We start from the raw sequence: 26,338 nt of genomic DNA, 5'->3' as shown, positions 1-26,338 counted from the left end.
GAAGCGTACGTAAAGTTTATGAATCCTGTAATAACTTCACTTCTTCAACGCGCAACTGCCTATACTCTCCTTTTTTAAGAGCCTTATCAAGATGTAATTTCCCCATTGTGGTCCGTTTTAAATATGCTACCTGTTTATCAACAGCTCGAAACATTCGCTTAATCTGATGATATTTCCCTTCAGTAATCATAATTTCAACTTCTGATTGTGCGCCTTGCTTCAAAATACGTAATGTTGCAGGTTTTGTTCTATAGCCATCCTCCAATGTCACACCGTTGGCAAAAGCCATGCAATCAGCTTCTGTTACCTCCCCTTTAATTTTCGCAAAATACGTTTTCGTTACATGCTTTTTGGGAGACAATAACTCGTGTGCTAATTGACCATCATTCGTTAATATAAGCAGGCCTTCTGTATCCTTATCCAGTCGCCCTACTGGAAACGGCTTAAACTTTTGTAGATCGTGAGACAGTAATTCAATAACCGTTTTATCTTGCTTATCTTCTGTAGCAGAAATCACACCAGAAGGTTTATGCAACATAATATATGTGTATTTTTGGTAATAAATCGGATTTCCATTTACTGTAATACTATCATTCATTTCATCAACATGAACGGAACTATCTTTGGCTAGTTGACCATTTACCGTAACGCATCGTTTTTTCAACAGAGCTTTTACTTCTTTCCTACTTCCCACTCCAGCATTGGCCAAAAATTTGTCAAGGCGCATAATAATACCCCCTATCGCTTAAAGATTTTATCTAAAAACCGAACCCGATTTCCAAGCACTCGCTCTAATAATGTAGATGCATAAGCTAACCACAAGTAAACGAGCCCACCCAAACTCACGCAGGCAATTAATGTAATTATCATACCTACTCGATTATTTGGAACGACCATACCTAATAAATATTTTCCTAAAATAATAGCCCCACTCATAATTGCAATAAAAATGATAATTAATGTCGTTTGTTTTAGTAATGATTTATAAGAAAAATGAGTAGCTAAACGAATGCGCCATAGATTGAGGATGGTAGCAATACCTGCTGCTAATGCTGTCCCAAAGATTGCTCCTTTAGCACCAAACATATAAATAAGCTGTATGTTTAATAACACTTTTACGAGTACACCCGCAGATAAGCTAACTACAGCAAATCTCTGTTGGTTAACCCCTTGTAAAATGGAAGAGGTAACGGTGAATAACCCGAAAAACAGACCAACAGGTGCGTACCAAGCTAATAACTCACCAGAAATAGCAATTTTTTCTAATCCAAATAACGCTCCATACGCTTCCGTAGATAATAATGATAGCCCACTAACTGCAGGCAAAATTAAAAACATAACAATTTGTAGCGCTTGGCTTATTTGATTTTTTAGCAATTGCTTATTATTTTGTGTATATGCTTTGGTCATTGCAGGGAGAATAGCTAATGATAAACCTATTGCTATCGTTACAGGGATAATAACTAGCTTATGTCCGTAGAAATTCACGACGGAATAGGAAAAAGACCAAATAGCTCCTTCCCCATTAGCAACCATTGCTCTTTCAAACGTGAACTGATCAATTAATTGATATAACGGCGTAGCTAATCCGACTAACACAAAGGGTCCGGCGTAACGAAATAATTCTTTAAACATATCGCTTGTGCTAATATCGTACATATATATTTGTTGCTTGCGTTGTTTATCAATATACGGCTTTCTTTTTTGCCAGTAAATGTATAGGACAAGACAAGAAGCTACTGCCCCAAGAAACGCCGCGAAAGTAGAAAAACCGACAGCAGCAATAACTGATCCATTTAAGATATTTACAATAACGAATGATCCTGCCAAAATAAAAAAGATCCGTACAATTTGTTCGATGACTTGAGATATAGCTGTAGGTCCCATGGAATTGTACCCTTGGAAAAAGCCTCTCACAATGCTCATAGCAGGAATTAAAATTAAAGCAAAACTTACCATTTTAATAACAAAAGCGACATCAGACCTCGAGAGTTCATCTGCATTTTCATTCGTAATCATTCCCGTTGCTAATAAATCCGCACTAAAAAAGAGTACCAAAAAGGCTATGATTCCAGTTGTAACCATTAACGTCATTCCAGTACGGAACATACGCATTCCTGTTTCATAATCTCCGACTGCATTATATTTGGAAACAAATTTTGATACAGCTAATGGTACTCCAACAGTTGAGAGACTAATAAATATGTTGTAAGGAGTGTAAGCTAGTGAAAACAGCGTACCCCCTGTTGCTCCAACTAAAGCATTAAATGGAATGACATAAATCATTCCTATTAGTTTAGAGATAAATGTCGCTCCCGTTAGCAACATCGTTCCACGTACAATATTCGACATTTTTTCACCTGCATTATCTACATTTAATAAAATCTTTACGAGGTAATTTGTATTTCAAATTACACATATGCACTATTCTATCATATTTTCATTTACTTCTTCCGTATAAATAACAACATTATATTACAAATTAACTGATATTGTGTATTTAAATGTTGTTTTTGCTTATCGGCAGTTTTTTATATAGGTATGGTTGTAATGCATTTTATACTATAAAACCGAGGTTGTAGCCGTTTTTTCCTTTGCGTGGATAGATTTCCTTTATACTTCCTAACATATAATAAAAAATTGTTTCTTTTTCCGGTTCATGGTACGATACCAGCGGAAAGGAATGAATATCGATGACCTATGACGTAACAATTATAGGTGGAGGGCCTTCAGGATTGATGGCAGCAATAGCTGCTGCTGAGCATGGTGCCAACACATTATTGATTGAAAAAGGAAAGAAGTTAGGAAAAAAACTGGCGATTTCTGGTGGCGGGAGATGTAATGTCACAAATCGGCTTCCACAGGAAGAAGTTATAAAAAATATTCCAGGTAATGGAAAATTTCTATATAGTGCTTTTTCTGTTTTCAACAATTACGACATTATTGATTTTTTTACTACATTACAAGTACCTCTAAAAGAAGAGGATCATGGAAGAATGTTTCCAGTATCCAATCAGTCTAAAACCGTTGTGAACGCGTTGTTAAAACGCTTAGACGAGTTAAATGTTAATGTGAAATTGGAAACTGCTGTAGAAGCAATCCATTATGAGGCAAAACACCATACTGTTATCCTTCCACATGGTGAAAAAATACAATCGAAAGCTATTATTGTCGCAGTAGGAGGCAAAGCGGTCCCTTACACTGGGTCTACTGGCGATGGCTATGCATGGGCAAAAAAAGCAGGTCATACAATTACTGAGCTATACCCTACAGAAGTTGCATTAGTATCTGAAGAAGCATTTATTCGAGATAAAGCTTTACAAGGTATTTCATTACGTAATATTTGTTTATCTGTTCTTAACCAAAAAGGAAAAACGATTATTTCCCATCAAATGGATATGATTTTCACTCATTTTGGAATATCAGGACCAGCTGTCTTAAGGTGCTCGCAATTTGTAGTAAAAGAACTAAGAAAAGGGATAAGCGAAGTGCCTATGGTATTAGATATTTTTCCAAACTCTACGGAAAAAGAACTTATGGATAAACTCTTGGATATGATTGACCAAACTCCTAAAAAAACAGTCAAAAACTTATTAAAAGGATTCGCCCCCGAAAAATTTATTATCTTTTTATTGAACCGCCACAACATGTGCGAAGAACAAAAAGCTGGAAATCTATCGAAGCAATGGGTAATGCAATTTATCCATGAATGCAAGCATTTTACATTTTACGTACATGATTCTCTTCCTTTAGAAAAAGCTTTTGTTACTGGAGGTGGTGTTTCCATTAAAGAAATAGTTCCAAACACCATGCAATCAAAAATAACAGAACGATTATATTTCTGTGGAGAGATTTTAGATATTCATGGTTATACTGGTGGTTATAATATTACATCAGCACTTGTTACTGGTAGGTTAGCTGGAATAAACGCAGCTTTGGAACTACAATCTGGCAATTGATCCCTTGTATGAAATATTGTGTTTCGCCGAATCTAATAATGTCTATAATCATTTCTAAGGGCAAAGAAAGGACGGATAATGGTGCAAAAAAATGGAATGTGGATACCAATTATCGCTTCTGTAGGTGTAGGTGCTGCAACATTTTATACAATGACAAAAAACAATCAAAATTTTGGTCAAACCATGCAAAAAATGATTCCTTTTGTATCACAAATGTCTAATTCCAATGCTGGAAACAGTGGAGGATCACAACAAATGGGTCCTTATGGAATGAGCTAAAAATAGGCAGAGCGCGCTAAGGCGCGCTTTTAATTTTGGTCTAGGAAATTATAAAATTTAGCAGCTGTAGATAAACTTACTAAGTTATTTAGCCACGTCTGGCTCCAGCGCCCAGCAACTAGGCGATTTGGCGAAATCGCCCTAAGCTAAGTCATCATCGGTTCGTTCTAAATAGGAAAGCCGACTAAAGACGGGCTTGCCGGAGGGCGCCGGCATACTCCTGTTATAGGAGCATAATTCCTAAAACTTTGGTTGATTCGTTCCAGTCGCTACGTTGCTAACCGGGCGCCCCGAGCCTTTGTTCAGTGTGGAATATTTCGATATCCTCACCATACCTTAATTTTTTGTCTAGTCAGATGTGAACCATCCCAGCTCGATGAACAAGCTTATACAATGGCTTGCCCCAAAAATGACTGTTAACTATAGATATTGACAAACTTAACAAAATATAATACAACAGAATGGTATTTTTTTTCTGATTATATATAATAGACTAATTTATATGTTTTGTGTAAAATAGAGTGTATTACATCAAGGAGGTTAATACAGTTGAAAGGTTTTGGATTACTAATACGTATTGTTATCGCTATTGCGTTAGGTATTACAATTGGCTCATTTGCAAATGACTGGTTTATCCGTATTTTCGCAACATTCAATGATCTATTCGGAAACTTTTTAGGTTTTATTATCCCGTTAATTATTCTCGGTTTCATTATTCCTGGTATAGGATCATTAGGTAAGGGCGCAGGGAAACTATTAAGTCTAACAGCATTTATTGCATATTCTTCTACAGTTATTGCTGGTATTGTTGCTTTTTTCTCTGCAAAAATCATTTACCCTAACTTATTAAGTCAGCAATCATTACAATCATTTTCTGATCCAACTAAAGCTTTAAGTAGTGGATTTATAGAGATTGAAATGCCACCTCCTATGGGAGTTATGACTGCTTTATTGCTAGCTTTTGTTCTTGGTCTAGGAATTGCCGCTATTAAAGGAGACGCGCTTTACCAATTGTCGCTAGATGTTAGAGACATTATTCATTTAGTAATTGAAAAAGTTATTATTCCACTATTACCATTTCATATTTTTGGTATCTTTGCTAATATGACTGCTGCTGGACAGGTGAGTACTATATTATCCGTTTTTGCTAAAGTCTTTGTAATGATCATTATTTTGCACTTACTTTACTTACTAGTACAATATACACTTGCGGGAACTTTAAGCAAGCAAAATCCTGTATCTATGTTAAAAACAATGACTCCAGCCTATTTTACTGCGCTAGGAACTCAATCATCAGCGGCTACCATCCCTGTCACGTTAAAACACTCTAAAAAACTAAAAGTGCGGGAAGGTATTGCGGATTTTACGGTACCTTTGCTAGCTAATATTCATTTATCTGGAAGTACTATTACACTTGTAAGCTGTGCATTAGCTGTATTATTCTTACAAGGTGAAGTTGCTACTTTTGGAAGTATATTTCCGTTTATTTTAATGCTAGGTGTAACAATGATTGCAGCTCCTGGTGTGCCAGGAGGTGCCGTAATGGCAGCAATTGGCCTTTTAGAAAGTATGTTAGGCTTTGATTCCGTAATGGTTTCACTTATGATTGCCCTATATTTAGCTCAGGATAGTTTAGGGACGGCTTGTAATGTTACGGGAGATGGAGCAATAACATCTATAACGGACAGTCTAAGCAAAAATAGTAAGGCATTAAACAATAAAGAAGGCGTAGTTTAATCTTAACGTAATAAAACCAAAATACTTTATACTCCCCTAAGGTGCCGTTTTTCCTTACTTAAGTTACATAGTAATGGCTTTAAGAAAGGAAAAGCAGCACCTTTTACAATTGCTCAAAGAATTTCTTCTAATAATAATTTTTTTGTAACTCCTTTTAAACTTCTCGGAATACTTTATGAAATGCCCAATACTCTTGTCTCAAATATTGAAGTCGATTTGCAACATTCTTTTATACAGATTTTTTAAATATTTCAGACAAGTTAAAGTTTTTTTGGACTTCACTCATATCACGTGTTTGTAAATATTCCTTAATATAAAGCTTACCAAAAATATCATAGTGCTTATTTTATATCCCATATTTCTACTCGTTTATCTTTTATCCCCAATAGACCTACATTTCATTAATTACCACTTTGTCTGCAACTCAAGCTTAATAAAACAGAGAGTACTGTATGTTTATTGGCCTATTTCTGTACATAAAGAGTACTACCACATTTAATATAAACCTTAATTTCCTATCATATAAAAAAACTGACTCATTTTCTTATGAGTCAGTTTTTTTATATGATTTGCCCGGCGGCGTCCTACTCTTGCAGGGACAAAGTCCCAACTACCATCGGCGCTGGAGAGCTTAACTACTGTGTTCGGCATGGGAACAGGTGTGACCTCTCCGCCATTACTACCAGGCAAAGTTGCTATCTGTTATGTTGTGCTTCAAAGAGGCACAAATCTTATTATAATCGTTTTTGTGAAAAAATCAAGATCTTTGTTGAAAAAAGTCATTTTTTCCTTGTTACCTTGAAAACTAAATAAGAGATCATTCAACGTACATCTACCAAAAAGGTTAGTTAAGTCCTCGATCTATTAGTATTCGTCAGCTCCACGTGTCACCACGCTTCCACCTCGAACCTATCAACCTCATCATCTCTGAGGGATCTTACTCACTTATAGTGATGGGAAGTCTCATCTTGAGGGGGGCTTCATGCTTAGATGCTTTCAGCACTTATCCCTGCCACACGTAGCTACCCAGCTATGCTCCTGGCGGAACAACTGGTACACCAGCGGTGTGTCCATCCCGGTCCTCTCGTACTAAGGACAGCTCCTCTCAAACCTCCTGCGCCCACGACGGATAGGGACCGAACTGTCTCACGACGTTCTGAACCCAGCTCGCGTACCGCTTTAATGGGCGAACAGCCCAACCCTTGGGACCGACTACAGCCCCAGGATGCGATGAGCCGACATCGAGGTGCCAAACCTCCCCGTCGATGTGAACTCTTGGGGGAGATAAGCCTGTTATCCCCGGGGTAGCTTTTATCCGTTGAGCGATGGCCCTTCCATGCGGAACCACCGGATCACTAAGCCCGACTTTCGTCCCTGCTCGACTTGTAGGTCTCGCAGTCAAGCTCCCTTCTGCCTTTACACTCTGCGAATGATTTCCAACCATTCTGAGGGAACCTTTGGGCGCCTCCGTTACCTTTTGGGAGGCGACCGCCCCAGTCAAACTGCCCGCCTGACACTGTCTCCGGACCGGATTACGGCCCTGGGTTAGAAGGTTCGTACAGCCAGGGTGGTATCCCACGGTTGCCTCCACGTAAGCTAGCGCTCACGCTTCGATGGCTCCCACCTATCCTGTACAAGCTGTACCAACATTCAATATCAGGCTACAGTAAAGCTCCACGGGGTCTTTCCGTCCTGTCGCGGGTAATGCGCATCTTCACGCATAGTATAATTTCACCGGGTCTCTCGTTGAGACAGTGCCCAAGTCGTTGCACCTTTCGTGCGGGTCGGAACTTACCCGACAAGGAATTTCGCTACCTTAGGACCGTTATAGTTACGGCCGCCGTTTACTGGGGCTTCGGTTCTACGCTTCGCACCGAAGTGCTAACGCTTCCCCTTAACCTTCCAGCACCGGGCAGGTGTCAGCCCCTATACTTCGCCTTTCGGCTTCGCAGAGACCTGTGTTTTTGCTAAACAGTCGCTTGGGCCTATTCACTGCGGCTCCTCCTTAAAGGAGCACCCCTTCTCCCGAAGTTACGGGGTCATTTTGCCGAGTTCCTTAACGAGAGTTCTCCCGCTCACCTTAGGATTCTCTCCTCGCCTACCTGTGTCGGTTTGCGGTACGGGCACCTATGAACTCACTAGAGGCTTTTCTTGGCAGTGTGAAATCCGGAACTTCGGTACTCTATTTCCCTCCCCATCACAGCTTGAAATTGTCGAACGGATTTGCCTATCCGACTTTCTCACTGCTTGGGCGCACACGTCCATCGGTGCGCATTCCTTATCCTACTGCGTCCCCCCATCGCTCAAACGTTCATGAGGTGGTACAGGAATATCTACCTGTTGTCCATCGCCTACGCCTTTCGGCCTCGGCTTAGGTCCCGACTAACCCTGAGAGGACGAGCCTTCCTCAGGAAACCTTAGGCATTCGGTGAAAGAGATTCTCACTCTTTTTTCGCTACTCATACCGGCATTCTCACTTCTAAGCGCTCCACCAGTCCTCACGATCTGACTTCACAGCACTTAGAACGCTCTCCTACCATTGTTCGTAAGAACAATCCGCAGCTTCGGTGATACGTTTAGCCCCGGTACATTTTCGGCGCAGAGTCACTCGACCAGTGAGCTATTACGCACTCTTTAAATGGTGGCTGCTTCTAAGCCAACATCCTGGTTGTCTGGGCAACTCCACATCCTTTTCCACTTAACGTATACTTTGGGACCTTAGCTGGCGGTCTGGGCTGTTTCCCTTTCGACTATGAACCTTATCACCCATAGTCTGACTCCCAAGGATAAGTAGCTGGCATTCGGAGTTTGACTGAATTCGGTAACCCGATGAGGGCCCCTAGTTCAATCAGTGCTCTACCTCCAGTACTCTTTCCTTGAGGCTAGCCCTAAAGCTATTTCGGAGAGAACCAGCTATCTCCGTGTTCGATTGGCATTTCACCCCTACCCACACCTCATCCCCGCATTTTTCAACATACGTGGGTTCGGGCCTCCAGTCAGTGTTACCTGACCTTCACCCTGGACATGGGTAGATCACACGGTTTCGGGTCTACGACCGCATACTATATTCGCCCTATTCAGACTCGCTTTCGCTACGGCTCCGTGTCTTCCACTTAACCTTGCATACGATCGTAACTCGCCGGTCCATTCTACAAAAGGTACGCCGTCACCCATTAACGGGCTTCGACTACTTGTAGGCACACGGTTTCAGGTTCTATTTCACTCCCCTTCCGGGGTGCTTTTCACCTTTCCCTCACGGTACTGGTTCACTATCGGTCACTAGGGAGTATTTAGCCTTGGGAGATGGTCCTCCCGGATTCCGACGGAATTCCTCGTGTTCCGCCGTACTCAGGATCCACTCCGGAGGAGATTCTTTTTCGATTACAGGGCTGTTACCTTCTTTGGCCGACCTTTCCAGATCGCTTCATCTAAAGAATCTCTTGATAACTCCAATGGAGTGTCCTACAACCCCAGAAGGCAAGCCTTCTGGTTTGGGCTAATTCCGTTTCGCTCGCCGCTACTTGGGAAATCGCGTTTGCTTTCTCTTCCTCCGGGTACTGAGATGTTTCAGTTCCCCGGGTATGCCTCTTCTACCCTATGAATTCAGATAGAAGTACTGCTCCATTACGAGCAGCGGGTTCCCCCATTCGGAAATTCCTGGATCGATGTCTACTTACGACTCCCCAGGACATATCGGTGTTAGTCCCGTCCTTCTTCGGCTCCTAGTGCCAAGGCATCCACCGTGCGCCCTTATTCACTTAACTAATCTTACAAATTTATCTATGAATAAGCATATTGCTTTTCAGCTTTTGGTTTTCTAGCTTCAGCTCATAGCGATTAGCATGACTTCCTTCCTCTTCGTACGATAAGTCAACATCGATTCACTTACGTTCATCGTGTTTCCTTTATCTCCTACGAGTCAGTCCAGTCTGTACATCGCTTAACATTCGCTTCCGCTTTTGGTTTGATGTCGTTGTTACTCTTATTTAGTTTTCAAGGTACAAGCTTCCACAGGATGTGATGACTTCTGTGTTCGTCACAGGACGTGACGGGTTTTAACAGAAGATCCTTCTATCTCATCCTTGAGAGACAAGCATTTACTCTCTCAAAACTGAACCAAACAACCGAGTATGTCTTCCGTATAATAGTCTAGCTCCAGCGTTCAGCGACTAGTGCAACTTCCTTCCCCTCCGTACGATAAGTCAACAATCGATTCACTTACGTTCATCGTGTTTCCTTTATCTCCTTTGGGTCAGTCCAGTTCATACGTCGCTAACCAAACGCTTCCGCCTTCTATAATTCCTTAGAAAGGAGGTGATCCAGCCGCACCTTCCGATACGGCTACCTTGTTACGACTTCACCCCAATCATTGGTCCCACCTTCGGCGGCTGGCTCCAAAAGGTTACCTCACCGACTTCGGGTGTTACCAACTCTCGTGGTGTGACGGGCGGTGTGTACAAGACCCGGGAACGTATTCACCGCGGCATGCTGATCCGCGATTACTAGCGATTCCGGCTTCATGCAGGCGAGTTGCAGCCTGCAATCCGAACTGAGAATGGTTTTATGGGATTTGCTTGGCCTCGCGGCTTCGCTGCCCTTTGTTCCATCCATTGTAGCACGTGTGTAGCCCAGGTCATAAGGGGCATGATGATTTGACGTCATCCCCACCTTCCTCCGGTTTGTCACCGGCAGTCACCTTAGAGTGCCCAACTAAATGCTGGCAACTAAGATCAAGGGTTGCGCTCGTTGCGGGACTTAACCCAACATCTCACGACACGAGCTGACGACAACCATGCACCACCTGTCACTCTGTCCCCGAAGGGAATGCCCTATCTCTAGGGGTGTCAGAGGATGTCAAGACCTGGTAAGGTTCTTCGCGTTGCTTCGAATTAAACCACATGCTCCACCGCTTGTGCGGGTCCCCGTCAATTCTTTTGAGTTTCAGCCTTGCGGCCGTACTCCCCAGGCGGAGTGCTTAATGCGTTAACTTCAGCACTAAGGGGCGGAAACCCCCTAACACCTAGCACTCATCGTTTACGGCGTGGACTACCAGGGTATCTAATCCTGTTCGCTACCCACGCTTTCGCACCTCAGCGTCAGTTACAGACCAGAGAGTCGCCTTCGCCACTGGTGTTCCTCCACATCTCTACGCATTTCACCGCTACACGTGGAATTCCACTCTCCTCTTCTGTACTCAAGTCCTCCAGTTTCCAATGGCCCTCCACGGTTAAGCCGTGGGCTTTCACATCAGACTTAAAGGACCGCCTGCGCGCGCTTTACGCCCAATAATTCCGGACAACGCTTGCCCCCTACGTATTACCGCGGCTGCTGGCACGTAGTTAGCCGGGGCTTTCTGGTTAGGTACCGTCAAGGTGCCAACCTATTCGAATGGCACTTGTTCTTCCCTAACAACAGAGTTTTACGATCCGAAAACCTTCATCACTCACGCGGCGTTGCTCCGTCAGACTTTCGTCCATTGCGGAAGATTCCCTACTGCTGCCTCCCGTAGGAGTCTGGGCCGTGTCTCAGTCCCAGTGTGGCCGATCACCCTCTCAGGTCGGCTACGCATCGTTGCCTTGGTGAGCCTTTACCTCACCAACTAGCTAATGCGCCGCGGGCCCATCTGTAAGTGACAGCATATGCCGCCTTTTAACATTGCGTCATGCGACGCTTTGTTTCATCCGGTATTAGCCCCGGTTTCCCGGAGTTATCCCAGTCTTACAGGTAGGTTGCCCACGTGTTACTCACCCGTCCGCCGCTCGTTCCACAAGCGTCACTCCCGAAGGAGATCTGCTTGCTTCCCGCGCTCGACTTGCATGTATTAGGCACGCCGCCAGCGTTCGTCCTGAGCCAAGATCAAACTCTCCATAAAAGTTTGTGATGATGAACACCGTTCTTCATCATTCTTAGCTGCTGAGATTTCTCTCAGTTTATTTCTTAAGAAAAAACAGGGTTTGTTTTTCCTTGACATACTGGTTGTTTTGTTCAGTTTTCAAAGAGCAAATAATGTAATGTTTTTTAGCAACTTAACAATCATAACCTGTTATGTTATATTTGTCAAGCACATAGCCAAAATAACTTTTGCACCAAACCACAATGTGATTAATGCGGATAACAAGTATATCATGTAAAACAATCATAGTCAACTCAATGCTGTCTAATAATGAAATAGAACTGCTTATTTTTGACAGCAAAATCAATAATAAAGGATTATAGGAGAAAAGTCAAGCCCTCTCCTATATTTTTTTAATTTATGATTTCTCCACGCCATTCTAACATGCCACCAACCATATTTGCTACATCAAATCCTTGTTTATGTAAATAGGAGGCAGCTCTTTCACTCCTTCTCCCCGATCTACAGACCATAATATATTGCTTAGACTTATCTAGTTTTTCTGCTTCCTCTGGTATTTGCGCTAAAGGAATATGCGTTATGTGAGGGATTTTGCCTTGGGCTACCTCTTCTACTTCACGTACATCAATAAGTTCCAACGTACCATCGTTATTTTCTAACTTCTTCTCCACTTGCTCTGGGGTTAACTCTTTCACTTTATCACCTCAAACCTTTCCTATTTTAATAATAATTTTTTAATGGATAACTTTCAAGTTTGCAACACAATCTAAAGCTAACATCATAGAAGGGTAGTGTAATCATGAAAGGTAAGCATACTTGTTTTATTCTATGTAGTGTGTTGCTTCTTGTTTTTATTTCTAGTTCAGCTATTGCAGAAGAAACAAAGCCGAATTTAATTAAGACATATCGTGCTGATGTAACTGGCGATAATCATCCAGAGACAATTAAATTAATGGGTACGCTTTTTTCAGCGGATTCAACATACTATCGTGAAATATGGGCAGAGATTTCTAATAATGATAATCAATGGAAGATCTCTTACAATGGCGGTTATGACCCTTTTTTACAGTTTGTCGATTTGAATCACGATGGAATAAAAGATATATTTTATCAAAGTGCCACTGGAGGAAGTGGCGGGCTTTATAATTACCAGCTAAATACCATCATTCACACCCAAATGGAAAAAATACCATTACCTAAACAAATGTATTTAAGCGGTTATTTCCAACCTAATTTTAAAATTAATATAACATTAACAGCTACGAGTAAGCCAATTACAATAGATATTAAAAATCGTGCTCAAGATTATATTCGACTTGGTATTTATAATAAAGACGGTAGCTTACATTCGCAAAACCAATCTGTTTTGATTGACCCAATCGCTTTTTTTGAAGTCTTTAAAATAAGCGATAGTAAAGGATATGGCCTAAAAAGTTATCAACAAATTAGCGGCGCATACCACGCCGACCGATTAGGAACCGTAGAGACTATATGGTATTTCGAAAACGATAATTGGATTATTTTAAAAACTAAATGGGTTCCATCTAAATAAAGACCCATTAATTTAAATAAATTAGTTCAACATATAAGTGCCATGCAGTTCGCTCTTTTCACTCCTTGCAAACGACTGTGAAAGCTAGCGTTCTGCGGCACTTTATTTTTAAGCAAAGGAGGGTGTTACACAATCAATTATCTGATTGCGCAACAGCCCCGCTGCTCTTAGAAGTATCCTTGTTAAGAACAGCAACATGTGGATTAATTGGCAACGATATTAACTAGTTTCCCTGGTACAACAACGACTTTCCGAATTGTTTTATCTGTAATTAAATCTTTAATCTTTTCATTTTCTAAAGCTATTTTTTCTAATTCTTCTTTTGAAACATCTTTGGAAACATTTACTTTAGCACGAACTTTCCCCATCACTTGCAAGACAATTTCTACTTCATTTTCTATCAGCTTTTCTTCATCATATACAGGCCAAGGTTCATAAGTGATCGTTTCGGAATGACCTAACTTTATCCATATTTCCTCAGCAATATGTGGCGCAATTGGGGATAGCATTTTTATAAATCCTTCCACATATTTTTTAGGAATATATTCCGCTTTATTACATTCATTCACAAACACCATCATTTGAGAGATAGCTGTATTAAAATGCAAATTTTCAAAGTCCTCCGTCACTTTCTTTACCGTTTCATGGTAAGTTTTATCTAAAGTGCCATCATTTTCTTCAATAATCTTTCTAGAAAGTTGCCCATCATCCTCAATAGTTAAGCGCCAAACGCGATCGAGGAAGCGACGTGAGCCATCCAGCCCATTTTCTGACCACGCAACAGAAGCATCTAGCGGACCCATGAACATTTCATAAAGTCGTAAAGTATCTGCACCATGAGATTCTATAACGTCGTCAGGATTAACGACATTACCTTTAGATTTACTCATTTTCTCATTGCCTTCTCCCAAGATCATCCCTTGATTAAACAGCTTTGTAAACGGCTCTTTCGTAGGGACAACCCCAATATCATATAAAAACTTATGCCAAAAACGCGCATATAGCAGGTGAAGAACAGCATGCTCAGCACCACCAATATATAGATCAACAGGCAACCATTGCTGGAGTGCATCAGGAGCAGCTAATTGCTTAGAATTTTCCGGATCAATATAGCGTAAGAAATACCAGCAACTTCCTGCCCACTGCGGCATAGTGTTCGTTTCTCTCCTTCCTTTCATACCCGTTTTAGGATCAATGACATTTACCCATTCCTCGGCATTTGCTAGTGGCGATTCTCCCGTCCCTGATGGTTGAATATTATTCATAGACGGTAATTCTAATGGCAATTCTTCTTCTGGGACAGTTGTCATCGTTCCGTCTTCCCAATGAATTATAGGAATAGGCTCACCCCAATAACGTTGTCTAGCGAACAACCAATCGCGAAGACGGTAGGTGATTTTTTTTGCACCTTTTCCGTGTTCCTCTAACCACGCAATCATTTTCCTAATCGCTTCGTCTTTACCTAAACCATTTAAAAACCCAGAATTAATATGCTCGCCTTCCCCACTATAAGCTCCTTTTGTAATGTCTCCGCCTGCAACAACCTCAACAATAGGGAGTTCAAATTTAGTAGCAAATTCGTAGTCTCTTTCATCATGTGCTGGAACAGCCATAATTGCACCTGAACCGTAACTCATTAATACATAATCCGCAATCCATATTGGCATTTTCTCCCCATTCACAGGATTAATAGCATATGCCCCTGTAAAAACACCTGTTTTTTCTTTCGACAATTCTGTTCGTTCTAGGTCTGACTTCGTTTCGATCTCATGAATATACTTTTCAACATCATCTTTTTGTTTATCTGTTACAATTTTCTTTACCAAAGGGTGCTCAGGTGCTAAAACAGCATAGGTTGCGCCAAATAGTGTATCTGGTCTAGTTGTAAAAACAGTAAACGCTTCATTCAATGACTCAATTTCAAAGCTAACCTCAGCACCTTCTGATTTGCCAATCCAATTTCGTTGCATATCCTTTAAACTCTCTGGCCAATCCAATTCTTCCAAATCTTCTAAAAGACGATCTGCGTAAGCAGTGATCCGTAGCATCCATTGTTTCATTGGTTTACGAATAACAGGATGCCCTCCCCGCTCGCTTTTCCCATCAATTACTTCTTCATTCGCTAATACCGTACCTAAAGCAGGGCACCAATTGACAGGGACTTCATCCATATATGCTAGCCCGTGTTCATACATTTTTATAAATATCCATTGTGTCCACTTATAATAGTTAGGATCTGTTGTATTAACTTCGCGATCCCAATCATAAGAAAAGCCGAGAGCCTGAATTTGTCGCTTAAATATATTTATATTTTTATCTGTAAAAGCTGCCGGGCTATTCCCCGTATCAATTGCATACTGTTCAGCAGGGAGTCCAAAAGCATCCCACCCCATTGGATGCAATACCTCATAACCTTGCATTCGCTTCATTCTCGATATAATATCTGTAGCTGTATACCCTTCTGGATGCCCCACATGCAAGCCAGCTCCAGATGGATACGGGAACATATCCAACGCGTAAAACTTTTCCTTTTCAGAAAACGTATTTGTTTTAAATGTTTTATTTTCTAACCAATACGTTTGCCATTTTTTCTCTATTTGCTGATGATGATAACTCATGTTTTTCCTCCTATTAATTTAAATTTTCTAGATACATTAGGTTTCAGGTTCAACTGAACATAGCCATTTCAAAAATGATACTGTTTATATAGAAAGAACAAAGGCTCGGGGCGCCCGTTTAGCAACGAGCGAGTGGAACGAATCAACGAAAGTTTTAGGAATCATGCTCCTGCAACACGAGTATGCCGGCGCCCTCCGGCAAGCCCGTCTTTAGTCAACCTTCCTATTTAGAACGAACCGATGATAACTTAGCTTAGGGCAATGGATTGAAGTCGCCTACTTGCTAGGCGCTGGACGCGGCTAAATAACTTAGTAAGTTTATCCACAGCTGCTAAATTTGATAATTTCTTTGACCATAAAAAAAGCATCACGGTCCCTTCTAATTTCATAGAAGGGACGAGATGCTTTCACCCGCGGTACCACCCATTTTAATGCTCATCAGCATTCACTTGAAATCCGTAACGAGGACATACGTCAGAAACTACTCTGCAATTTTCGCTCCTGCAACAGCTCAAGGCGAGTTCATAAATAAACAGGGACAATTTCCACCTACCATTGCCTCTCTATTCCTGAAATAATTTATTACTATTCCTTGGCATTGTCATTATCTTATTATATCGAATTGTAATGAATTATTTTATCTTTGTCAAGACAACATGTGACTTCATCTGCTAAAATAAGTAGTAATAATTTTGGCAAAGGAGATAATCATGTTACACGGAATTTTGCACTATGCGCATTATTTATTAGAATCCACTATTGAAAAAAACGAAACTGTCATTGACGCAACTTGCGGAAACGGCCAAGATACGCTGTTTTTAAGTAATGTTGTTGGTAAAAATGGCCACGTTTTAGCATTCGATATTCAAGAACAAGCAATTCAAACAACTAGACAGTTAATGCAAGAAAATCAAAAACAGAATGTATCTATTATTCATGATAGCCATGAACATTTAGAAAAATACTTACCTACAAAAGAAATGTTAGTTGGAGGAGCAGTATTTAACCTTGGTTACCTGCCTAGAAGCGATAAAACCATAATCACCAATGCTAATTCCACCATTATGGCCATCAACAAAATATTACATTTCCTAAAACCAAACGGCTTGATTGTCATCGTTGTTTATTATGGTCATGAAGGAGGACACGAAGAAAAAGAAGCTGTTTTAAAACATGTAATGCAGCTGAGCCAACGCTCCTATCATGTGTTACAATATCGGTTTATTAATCAAAGAAATAACCCGCCATTTATTATCGCTATCGAAAAAAAGGGGAATGGCTTTACTAAAAGAAAATTGTCATTTTAGTTCGCTTTTTCTAAAAGAAAATTCAGAAAAACTTAGCTTGCCAAGTCTTATGGCGAATAGCATAGTTTTTCTTATACTATAAACCTTTAAACATTTATACTTTCCTATAGTGTAATAAAAGCTCGGGACGCCCGTATATACTAACGTTTTCTCTTGTTTTCTTTGTTTTTCTTAAAATTTCATTTTGTTTTTACGCATCAACAATATTTAAGACCGTATTAGGAAGCTTTTTTAATGTAGAAGGGGGCACTTAATAAGCCATCCTTCTCTTTTTAGAAAACTTGGCTTATTGTCAAATCATTATGAAGACTCAAACCTTCATTTTGCCTATTTTAAACTTTAAATCTCTATGCTTTCCTATATAAAAATACACCTGTAGACCCCGTTTAGATTTGAAATGTATCAATGGCTGAGACACCCACTTCAATTTTGAAAAGGTTTGAAACGGGAGGAAAACAGCCCACTCTAACTCGCAAGAGCTTTTAAGAACAAACAAATCGAAATAAAAAAACTCGCTACTAATAAGATTTACTTTAGTTTAAATGAGATCTCCTCTTATTGGTAATATCACCACTTTCAATTGTACAATTAAAAGCCCACTGTTCACAAAAAATACATAATACTAACAAATCAACCTTGTAATCGTTTACTTGTTATAGTACAACGCTTCCAATTAAAATTGTTTGCTCATTATTTCACAAAACGTGTGGAAATTTATAAAAAACCATTATATAATGAGGGTGTAAAAAGATTGCTCAGTGTTTCACAAACTAAGGAGGGGCCTATTATGACTGAGAAAACAAAAGGAACTGAAGAGCTAGTTTCCACTAAAATTAACCAACTAATCTCCCAAGCAGAAGAGTCATTGGAAGGTTTAAAACAGCTAGATCAAGAAGCTATTAATACAATTGTCAAAGAAATGGCATTAGCAGGTCTTGATCAGCATATGCCTTTAGCTAAATTAGCCATTGAAGAAACAGGTCGTGGCGTCTTTGAAGATAAAGCTATTAAAAACATCTTTGCAACAGAATATATTTATCATAACATTAAATATGATAAAACGGTTGGAATTATTCATGAGGATGAGCAAGAAGGAATGGTTGAAATTGCTGAACCAGCTGGTGTGATCTGTGGTATAACACCAGTTACAAACCCAACATCAACAACCATGTTTAAATCACTTATTTCCATTAAAACGAGAAACCCAATTATTTTCGCTTTCCACCCTTCTGCTCAAAAATGTAGCAGTCAGGCAGCAAAAGTATTACTTGATGCCGCGGTAAAAGCAGGTGCGCCTAAAAATTGTATTCAGTGGATAGAAACACCTTCTGTTGAAGCAACGAAAACATTAATGAATCATGACGGCGTATCACTTATACTTGCTACTGGTGGTTCAGGAATGGTGAAATCAGCATATAGTTCTGGAAAGCCAGCCCTCGGTGTTGGCCCAGGAAATGTACCATGTTATATAGAAAAAACCGCACAAATAAAGCGCGCTGTCAATGACCTCATTTTATCCAAAACATTTGACAACGGAATGATCTGTGCATCTGAACAAGCAGTTATTATTGATAAAGAAATATATGACACGGTAAAACATGAAATGGCAGCTAATAATTGTCATTTTCTAACAGAAGCAGAAAGACAGAAAGTAGAAAAACTGGTTATTAACCCTACATCTTGTGCAGTAAATGCGGATATTGTTGGTAAACCAGCATATGAAATTGCTAAGATGGCAGGAGTAAATGTGGCCAAGAACACTAAAATTTTACTTGCTGAAATTGAAGGTGTTGGACCAGAATATCCGTTATCTAGAGAAAAATTAAGCCCTGTATTAGCTTGTTATAAAGTAAATAGCACAGAAGAAGGATTCAAGCGCGCCGATGAAATGCTACACTTTGGAGGACTAGGACATTCAGCAGTCATTCATTCTACTGACCAAGAGGTTATCGAAGCATTTTCTCTAAAGATGAAAGCAGGTAGACTGATTGTAAACTCACCATCTTCTCAAGGAGGAATCGGCGATATTTATAACAACCATATGCCTTCCCTTACATTAGGATGTGGAACTTATGGCGGAAACTCCGTATCAACAAACGTCGGAACAATCAATTTAATGAATATTAAAAAAGTCGCTCGGAGGAGAAATAATATGCAATGGTTTAAACTACCTCCTAAAATCTATTTTGAAAAAAATGCAATTCAATATTTAGAAAAAATGCCTGACATCTCTAAAGCATTTATTGTAACTGATCCGATGATGGTAGAATTAGGTTATGTAGATAAAGCTCTCTACTATTTACGTAAACGTGCTGATTATGTCCATTGTGAAATTTTTTCAGATGTCGAAGCTGATCCATCTATTGAAACCATCCGCAAAGGTACTGCGTTAATGCAAAAGTTTGAACCAGATGTTATTATCGCTATTGGCGGTGGATCTCCAATGGATGCTGCTAAAGCCATGTGGTTATTCTACGAGCATCCAGATGCTGATTTTAACGCTCTAAAACAGAAATTCATGGACATTCGTAAACGTATCGTCAAATACCCGAAATTAGGAAGACTAGCTCAATTGGTATGTGTGCCAACAACGTCAGGAACAGGTTCTGAAGTAACATCATTTACAGTGGTTACTGATAAAAAATCAGATACAAAATACCCGCTAGCAGATTATGAAATGACACCAAATGTTGCTATAGTTGATCCACAATTTGTCATGTCTGTGCCAAAACAAGTAACAGCTGATACTGGTATGGACGTATTAACACACGCCATTGAAGCTTATGTGTCCAATTTGGCAAACGATTATACTGACGCGCTTGCAATTAAAGCAGTTCAATTAGTTTTTGAATACTTGCCAAAAGCATATCATAACGGAAATGATGAGTTAGCTAGAGAAAAAATGCATAATGCTTCAACAATTGCTGGAATGGCATTCTCCAATGCGTTCTTAGGCATTAATCACTCTTTAGCTCATAAACTAGGTGCAGCGTTCAACATTGCACATGGTAGAGCTAATACGATATTACTACCACATGTTATCCGTTACAATGCTAAAAAACCAGAAAAATTTGCTACGTTCCCTAAATACGCATACTTTATAGCAGATGAGCGTTATGCAGAAATCGCAAAAGCGCTAGGGCTTCCAGCAAGAACGGTGGAAGAAGGAGTAGAAAGTTTAGTACAAGCTATTATTAAACTTGCTAAAGAACTAAATATCCCAATGAGCATTAAAGACACAGGTGTAAACAAACAAGCATTTGAAGCAAAAGTAGATAAACTAGCTGAATTAGCTTTTGAAGACCAATGTACAACAGCAAACCCAAAACTGCCTTTAATTACTGAACTGGCAACTATATACCGTGACGCATATAAAGGAATATAAAAACCTTATAACATGCTTTCCGTTTATATTGATTTACTGTTCTACCCTACCCAAGATCAGTAAAACTGTACAGGACCGTTGTTACTTATTTGTAACAGCGGTCCTTTGTAGTTTAAAAAATTTAAGAAAATAATACATTCTTGTGTTTCGATGAAAAAAAATAGCAGGATATCCGGCCGTTTGAAAAAGAAGTCGCTTTAAACGTTTGGAATTAGAGATTTGTCCCACTTTATTGTCCCCTAAATATAATCCGATTAATCCTTGTACGACCATTACATGGAATTTCGAGTTAGGTATGGTAACTGCATATAATTTTGCTTGCTCACAAAAGTACTTGAATCGTTCATGCATGACTGACTCGTTTTTGTAATATGAGCAAAAATTTAAATCAGCTTCCTCTTTATCTTCCTGCTGATCAATATAATAATCCAATAAAATATGTAATCCTTGAATATAAGGAAAGTAAGCTGTTACAATTTCATCAGCTAACTTTCGATACAACCTGCCTGCTAAACTGTAGGCCATTAAACAAAAAACACCCAAAGTGGATCCAGCTGCAGCGGAAAATTCATACCAAGCTAGCGAATAGGCATTTTTCTCATTAGACCATTTTGTTAAACGTGGTACTCTTTCCTCATGAATAACGTGTTTATGCACTTGTAACTCACTATATAAGCCTGCCAACTTTATTGCTTGTTCTTGATATGTTGGAATATCATCCAACTTTCTAACGATATCATTACAGGTTTTTACGAGCTGTTGCAAATAACCATTGTCTTGCTTATGCTCAAATAACGCATAATAATCTTTTGGTAAAGACTTAGGACAATGCGCATCAATCATGGAGGTATGTAACAACGCGAAAGATTTAGCGTCTAGCGATGTACTTCGATCACATAAATTATCTAAATAATCACTTATTGTTTGATAAGCTACAATAAAACGTACACAATCTCTCCATCTTTTCCCTGCTAATAGCGCATACACTGCCCCACCTTGGCAATGAAATTGTTTTTCAGACATACTTGCCAGTGCTTGATAACGCAATTCTTGATCAGGGATTTCATTCGCTCGCTGTTTCCAAAAAGCAAGTTCCTCTCTTACTGCTGGAAAGATCTTACGATAAACTGTTATCATTAAAGGGATAGGTGTACTTGGGACTTCCATACTCAACGTCTTGCCTCCGTTCCAATTTCAAACACTTTTACCTTATTTGTTTCTATTACTATTATCAGCATATTTTTTAGGAGGATTCAAATGATACATCCTTATAAAGGAATATTTCCAACTATTCATGACTCTGTATTTATAGCAAATGATGCAAGCATCATCGGTGATGTCACAATCGGTGCGCAATCAAGTACCTGGTTTAAAACAGTTATACGCGGTGATGTTGCACCTGTCAATATTGGAGAACGAACTAGTATTCAAGACTTATCCGTTCTACATCAAAGCCCAGGTATGCCATTAACGATCGAAAGTGATGTTACTGTCGGTCATCAAACTACGCTACACTCTACAACGATACAAAAACATGCTCTAATTGGTATGGGTTCTATTTTACTGGATGGCTCAGAAATAGGAGAATACGCATTTATCGGAGCAGGAAGTCTTGTCCCACCTAATAAAAAGATTCCGCCTTTTACATTAGCACTAGGTAGACCAGCAAAAATCGTCCGAGAGCTAACAGAATCTGATTATGCAGAAATGCAACGCATTTGCCAATCCTATGTTGAAAAGGGAGTTATTTACAAACAACAAAACAGGTAATATATACATTTTTAGTTTAACTTTCATTACAATCAACCGATATATAGGGAGAATACGCTTTGCCAATCTAGCTCTTATTTAAATAAGGAGAGATAACACCATTCCATTTTCCAATCTTTAGAAAAACTCAGCTTGTGGCGGAAGCTGTATTTTTTTCTTATACTATAAACCAAAAAATTTTATACTTTCCTATAGTACAAAAAACATTACTGTAGTTAGTATATGCGATGAAAGAAAAGAAATCAAAACCAACCATTAATCATTCACCTTATTACAATAGTTCTTTCGTCATTGGGTAAGCTTGAAAAGAAATGTAATTTAATCAAACTTTCTTTTAGCATAAAAGTGGCAACATCCTCTCATTTTGACGAGTGCTTTTCTGCAATTAACTATTCAACTAAGGTGAGATTTTTATAGCATAGCATTTAGGACTTATTCTACGGGGAGATTGTAAAAATGAACATTATTTTATTTAGTGTTTGTTGTATTCTAGCTACCTTCTTATTTTATGTTAGTTCTAAGCAAAAAATTACATGGGTGAAAAAATCGTTTATCCTGTACGGTTTTATTTTTTCTATCACGGCCATTTCTCTTTTATCTATGTTTTTCATGCAACATAAAATAACTTTTAAACAATTAATAGAAAGTGCTATCCCAGTACATGAAGACAATCACTATTCTCCTGAGGTCAGCAAATTATCAAAACACACGATAAAGAAAGCAGTCAATATTAAAGCTCCAATGATAGAGCAACTTCCTGAGCTACCAAGAGGTTGTGAAGTCACAACCTTATCCATGCTGCTAAACCATTATGATATACGTGTTGATAAAATGAAATTAGCTGAACAAGTGAAAAAAGACCCTACGCCATACAGAAAAAAAGACGGCAAAATCCACTTTGGTAACCCTTATAATGGGTTTGTTGGCGATATGTACTCTTTTGAAACCCCAGGGATGGGCGTATACCATAAACCAATTGCTGAATTGGCAAAAAAATACGTAGGTGATGTCGTAAATGATTTAACAGGAAGTGACTTCCAAGCAGTTATTGAAGAATTGAATCATAAACGGCCAGTATGGGTCATTATAAACACAACTTATGATAAACTACCAAAAGATAAATTTACTACATGGCACACAAAAGACGGGCAGATTGACATTACGATGAAGCAACACTCTGTTTTAATTACTGGATATGATGAAAACTATATTTACTTTAACGACCCATTAAACAAAGCAGATAAGGCTCCTATTGAAGAGTTCAAAGCTGCTTGGATACAAATGGGAAAACAGGCGATCACCATTGCAAAATAAATGGAAGATCGCCTGTTTATTAAGTCATATAATTTTAATCACACATTAGAATAACCTCAGATAATGTTTGGAAGACTTGGTTTATCTCTTTAGGGCGAAAGCCGCCCCTTCTACTACACCACTTAAAATATTACATAATTAGAAAAACTCGGCTTGATGCCAATCTTTATAGAGGAAGCCAAGTTTTACTCAACTATAAACCTTTAAACTTTTAAATTTCTTATAGTACTAAGAAAAGATTAATTCTCCTGTGTTTTCATTCAATGTTGATACATCAAACTTTTTCTCAACAAAGTTTTTATGCCAGAGCATAAACATAAGCACAGTCCAAATTTTTCTACTGTAATCCCCTTTTCCTTGACAATGATCGTCTAGAAGTTGAAGGATATAGTTTTTGTGTAATAAATGGTCGGTTTCACTTTCATGAATGAGTTGTTTTGCCCAACCATTTAACTCATTTTTCAACCAATGACGAATAGGAACAGGAAACCCTAATTTTTTACGATCTAATACATGATCAGGCACAATACCTCTGGAAGCTTCACGCAACAAGCTTTTCGTAGTACCATTGGCGATTTTTAAATCAACTGGAATCTCATTTGCTATGCGAAATACTTCTTTATCTAAAAATGGAACTCGTAATTCAAGAGAGTGCGCCATTGTTACTCGGTCTGCTTTTAATAAAATATCTCCACGCATCCAAGTATGGATGTCCACATACTGCATCTGATTTACATATGGATAATCTTTTACTTGATCAAATAACTTACCAGTTACTTGTTGATAAGATAACTGTTCATTATATGTTTTTAATAGCTCCCTCTTCTCTTCTTCTTCAAACATTTTTGCGTTTCCAATATAACGTTCACGCAATGGGGTTGTTCCACGGTCGAGAAAGCTTTTACCTTTCACTCCTTCAGGTAGTACAGCAGAAACTCGTTTCAGCAACCCTTTCATGAAAGAAGGTATTTTATCAAAATACTTTAATGAATCCGGTTCACGATAAATATTGTATCCGCCAAAAAGTTCATCGGAGCCTTCTCCAGATAAAACCACTGTTACATGCTTTCTAGCTTCTCTAGAAACAAAATATAACGGTACACAAGATGGATCAGCCAATGGATCATCCATATGCCACATAATCTTTGGTAAATGATCTACATATTCTTGAGGAGAAATCATGTAGGAAATGTTCTCTACATTTAATTTATCTGCTGTTTCTTTGGCCACATCAACTTCAGAATATCCATCGCGTTCAAAACCGACAGAAAATGTTTTTATTGCTGGATTAATATCCTTCGCAATGGAAACAATTAACGTTGAATCGATTCCTCCAGATAAAAATGAACCTACTGGAACATCACTGCGCATATGCACATTTACTGAATCATACATGACGTCTTGAATTTTTTTAATCCAGTCCTGCTTTTCACGAAGTACAGGATGGAAAGTTGCATGCCAATAACGCGTAAATTGAATAGGCTGTCCAGGTTTTTTAATAAAATAATGCCCTGGTTCTACTTTTTTTATGCCAGCAGTCATCGTCATTGGCTCAGGTACGTATTGAAAGCTCAAATAATGCTGCAGCGCATCTTGATCTACTTTTTCTTGTTCCATCATTAGTGTGATGCTTTTTTTCTCAGAAGCAAATGTGGTCCCGAAGGAATTTTCATAATAAAAGAGCGGTTTAATTCCAAAAGGATCACGAGCTCCATACAATTGCTCCGTCTCTTTATCCCACACAAGAATGGAGAACATGCCTCTTAAATACTGAAAAGCATCCTCTTTATGTTTTGCAAATAAAGCTGCAATTACTTCTGTATCTGAATCCGTTTGAAATGCATAACCTTCTGCAAGTAATTGTTTACGCAATTCAATATAATTATAAATTTCACCATTAAAAACTAACCATATTTGTTCATCATTATAACTTAATGGTTGGGAGCCACTTTCAATATCTATAATACTCAAACGTCGGAACCCAAAGGAAATATAAGAATCGAAATAGTATCCTTCATCATCTGGTCCTCGATGAGTGATCAAATTATTTTGCTGTTTAAATAATTCTACTTCTTGTTCTGTTCGTTCTACAGGATTATCAAATATCATTCCAATAAAACCACACATAGCTGTCTACCTTCTCTCATTAAATATAGTAACGTATGGTACGCATCATTTTTTCATTACTATCATACCACACCGAACGTTCGTTAAAAACTTTTAGAAAAACTTGGTATGTGTCAAGTTTTTCTCGACATAGTTATAACCTCTATATTTCCAGCACTCTATTTATGTACATTTTTAGTGACCGCTACGGAAAAACACTACACTTCCCTTGGTCTGGCGCTTAGCTCCTCGAATAAAGAAGTCGCTTTTTTTCTGCGGCGTCTTCCCGCTACGCTTTCCTACAGGACAAGGAAAGTTACGTAAGTGAAACACCTCCATCATTTTCGAAGAGTCTCCGTGTTTTTCCTCCGTTAGCTTAACCGTATCAACTATAACACTCCTCAAACTTCCACTTAACGGGATGGAAAATCTTACAACTACCGAGTTATCGCTTGTT

14 protein-coding genes, 3 rRNA genes and 1 other annotated feature are annotated in these 26,338 nt (G+C 39.1%); of the genes, 8 read left to right on the top strand and 9 right to left on the bottom strand.

Going from position 1 to position 26,338, the window contains the following annotated elements:
* Positions 1–16: 16 nt before the first annotated feature.
* Together D9780_RS04730 and D9780_RS04725 are read right to left on the bottom strand one after the other, a co-directional pair.
* On the bottom strand, positions 17–727 hold the full coding sequence (locus D9780_RS04730) for a pseudouridine synthase (RefSeq protein ID WP_121639447.1): 711 nt from the start codon (positions 725–727) through the stop codon (positions 17–19).
* A gap of 11 nt (positions 728–738) precedes the next feature.
* The gene (locus D9780_RS04725) at positions 739–2,352 is read right to left on the bottom strand and encodes a putative polysaccharide biosynthesis protein (protein WP_073009872.1); all 1,614 of its coding nucleotides are present in this window, start codon (positions 2,350–2,352) and stop codon (positions 739–741) included.
* Positions 2,353–2,693: 341 nt separating this feature from the next.
* Between D9780_RS04725 and D9780_RS04720 the strand changes: the two genes are divergently transcribed.
* From D9780_RS04720 to D9780_RS04710, 3 genes are all read left to right on the top strand, one after another.
* Positions 2,694–3,959, top strand: a complete 1,266-nt coding sequence (locus tag D9780_RS04720; protein WP_121639446.1) for a BaiN/RdsA family NAD(P)/FAD-dependent oxidoreductase — start codon at positions 2,694–2,696, stop codon at positions 3,957–3,959.
* 78 nt (positions 3,960–4,037) lie between these two features.
* Positions 4,038–4,238, top strand: a complete 201-nt coding sequence (locus tag D9780_RS04715; protein ID WP_084723667.1) for a hypothetical protein — start codon at positions 4,038–4,040, stop codon at positions 4,236–4,238.
* A 549-nt stretch (positions 4,239–4,787) separates the two neighbouring features.
* A complete protein-coding gene (locus D9780_RS04710; protein ID WP_121639445.1) occupies positions 4,788–5,975 on the top strand; it encodes a dicarboxylate/amino acid:cation symporter in 1,188 nt (395 codons plus the stop codon).
* A gap of 571 nt (positions 5,976–6,546) precedes the next feature.
* Here the strand turns inward: D9780_RS04710 and rrf are convergent.
* The 4 genes from rrf to D9780_RS04690 all read right to left on the bottom strand — a co-directional run bounded on the left by rrf (position 6,547) and on the right by D9780_RS04690 (position 12,524).
* A 5S ribosomal RNA gene (gene rrf / locus D9780_RS04705) occupies positions 6,547–6,662 on the bottom strand.
* Positions 6,663–6,819: 157 nt separating this feature from the next.
* Positions 6,820–9,739: ribosomal RNA gene (locus D9780_RS04700) — 23S ribosomal RNA — on the bottom strand.
* 543 nt (positions 9,740–10,282) lie between these two features.
* Positions 10,283–11,847, bottom strand: a 16S ribosomal RNA gene (locus D9780_RS04695).
* The 16S, 23S and 5S rRNA genes sit together here, the layout of an rRNA operon.
* A gap of 374 nt (positions 11,848–12,221) precedes the next feature.
* The gene (locus D9780_RS04690; RefSeq protein WP_121639444.1) at positions 12,222–12,524 is read right to left on the bottom strand and encodes a rhodanese-like domain-containing protein; all 303 of its coding nucleotides are present in this window, start codon (positions 12,522–12,524) and stop codon (positions 12,222–12,224) included.
* Positions 12,525–12,628: 104 nt separating this feature from the next.
* Here D9780_RS04690 and D9780_RS04685 point away from each other — a divergent pair, with 104 nt between their 5' ends.
* On the top strand, positions 12,629–13,381 hold the full coding sequence (locus tag D9780_RS04685; protein ID WP_240458781.1) for a hypothetical protein: 753 nt from the start codon (positions 12,629–12,631) through the stop codon (positions 13,379–13,381).
* A gap of 203 nt (positions 13,382–13,584) precedes the next feature.
* Here the strand turns inward: D9780_RS04685 and leuS are convergent, their stop codons facing one another.
* Positions 13,585–15,999 (bottom strand): leucine--tRNA ligase, encoded by a 2,415-nt coding sequence (gene leuS, locus D9780_RS04680; protein ID WP_121639443.1) that lies wholly within the window; start codon positions 15,997–15,999, stop codon positions 13,585–13,587.
* 389 nt (positions 16,000–16,388) lie between these two features.
* Positions 16,389–16,607, bottom strand: a binding site (T-box leader).
* Positions 16,608–16,709: 102 nt separating this feature from the next.
* On the opposite strand from leuS, the gene D9780_RS04675 reads away from it, so the two are divergent.
* Both D9780_RS04675 and adhE read left to right on the top strand, forming a co-directional pair.
* Entirely contained in the window at positions 16,710–17,306 is a 597-nt protein-coding gene (locus D9780_RS04675) for a tRNA 5-(aminomethyl)-2-thiouridylate-methyltransferase MnmM (protein WP_073013390.1), read from the top strand.
* 787 nt (positions 17,307–18,093) lie between these two features.
* Positions 18,094–20,691 carry a bifunctional acetaldehyde-CoA/alcohol dehydrogenase gene (adhE, locus tag D9780_RS04670; protein ID WP_121639442.1) on the top strand — a complete coding sequence of 866 codons (2,598 nt, stop codon included), beginning with the start codon at positions 18,094–18,096 and terminating at the stop codon, positions 20,689–20,691.
* Between the two features lie 81 nt (positions 20,692–20,772).
* Here adhE and D9780_RS04665 read toward each other — a convergent pair whose 3' ends face one another.
* A complete protein-coding gene (locus D9780_RS04665) occupies positions 20,773–21,858 on the bottom strand; it encodes a tetraprenyl-beta-curcumene synthase family protein (protein ID WP_073013397.1) in 1,086 nt (361 codons plus the stop codon).
* 90 nt (positions 21,859–21,948) lie between these two features.
* On the opposite strand from D9780_RS04665, the gene D9780_RS04660 reads away from it, so the two are divergent.
* Complete coding sequence (locus D9780_RS04660) at positions 21,949–22,461, top strand: gamma carbonic anhydrase (protein WP_121639441.1); 513 nt, start codon at positions 21,949–21,951, stop codon at positions 22,459–22,461.
* Positions 22,462–22,917: 456 nt separating this feature from the next.
* Positions 22,918–23,775, top strand: a complete 858-nt coding sequence (locus D9780_RS04655; protein WP_073013384.1) for a C39 family peptidase — start codon at positions 22,918–22,920, stop codon at positions 23,773–23,775.
* A 228-nt stretch (positions 23,776–24,003) separates the two neighbouring features.
* Here D9780_RS04655 and asnB read toward each other — a convergent pair whose 3' ends face one another.
* Positions 24,004–25,902, bottom strand: coding sequence for an asparagine synthase (glutamine-hydrolyzing) (asnB, locus tag D9780_RS04650; RefSeq protein ID WP_121639440.1), 1,899 nt, complete (start codon positions 25,900–25,902; stop codon positions 24,004–24,006).
* Between the last annotated feature and the right edge of the window lie 436 nt (positions 25,903–26,338).

Source organism: Virgibacillus sp. Bac330 (assembly GCF_003667845.1).
Lineage (GTDB): Bacteria > Bacillota > Bacilli > Bacillales > Amphibacillaceae > Virgibacillus > Virgibacillus chiguensis.
Note: the sequence above shows the minus strand (reverse complement) of the source record. Positions and strands in the feature narration are given on the sequence as shown.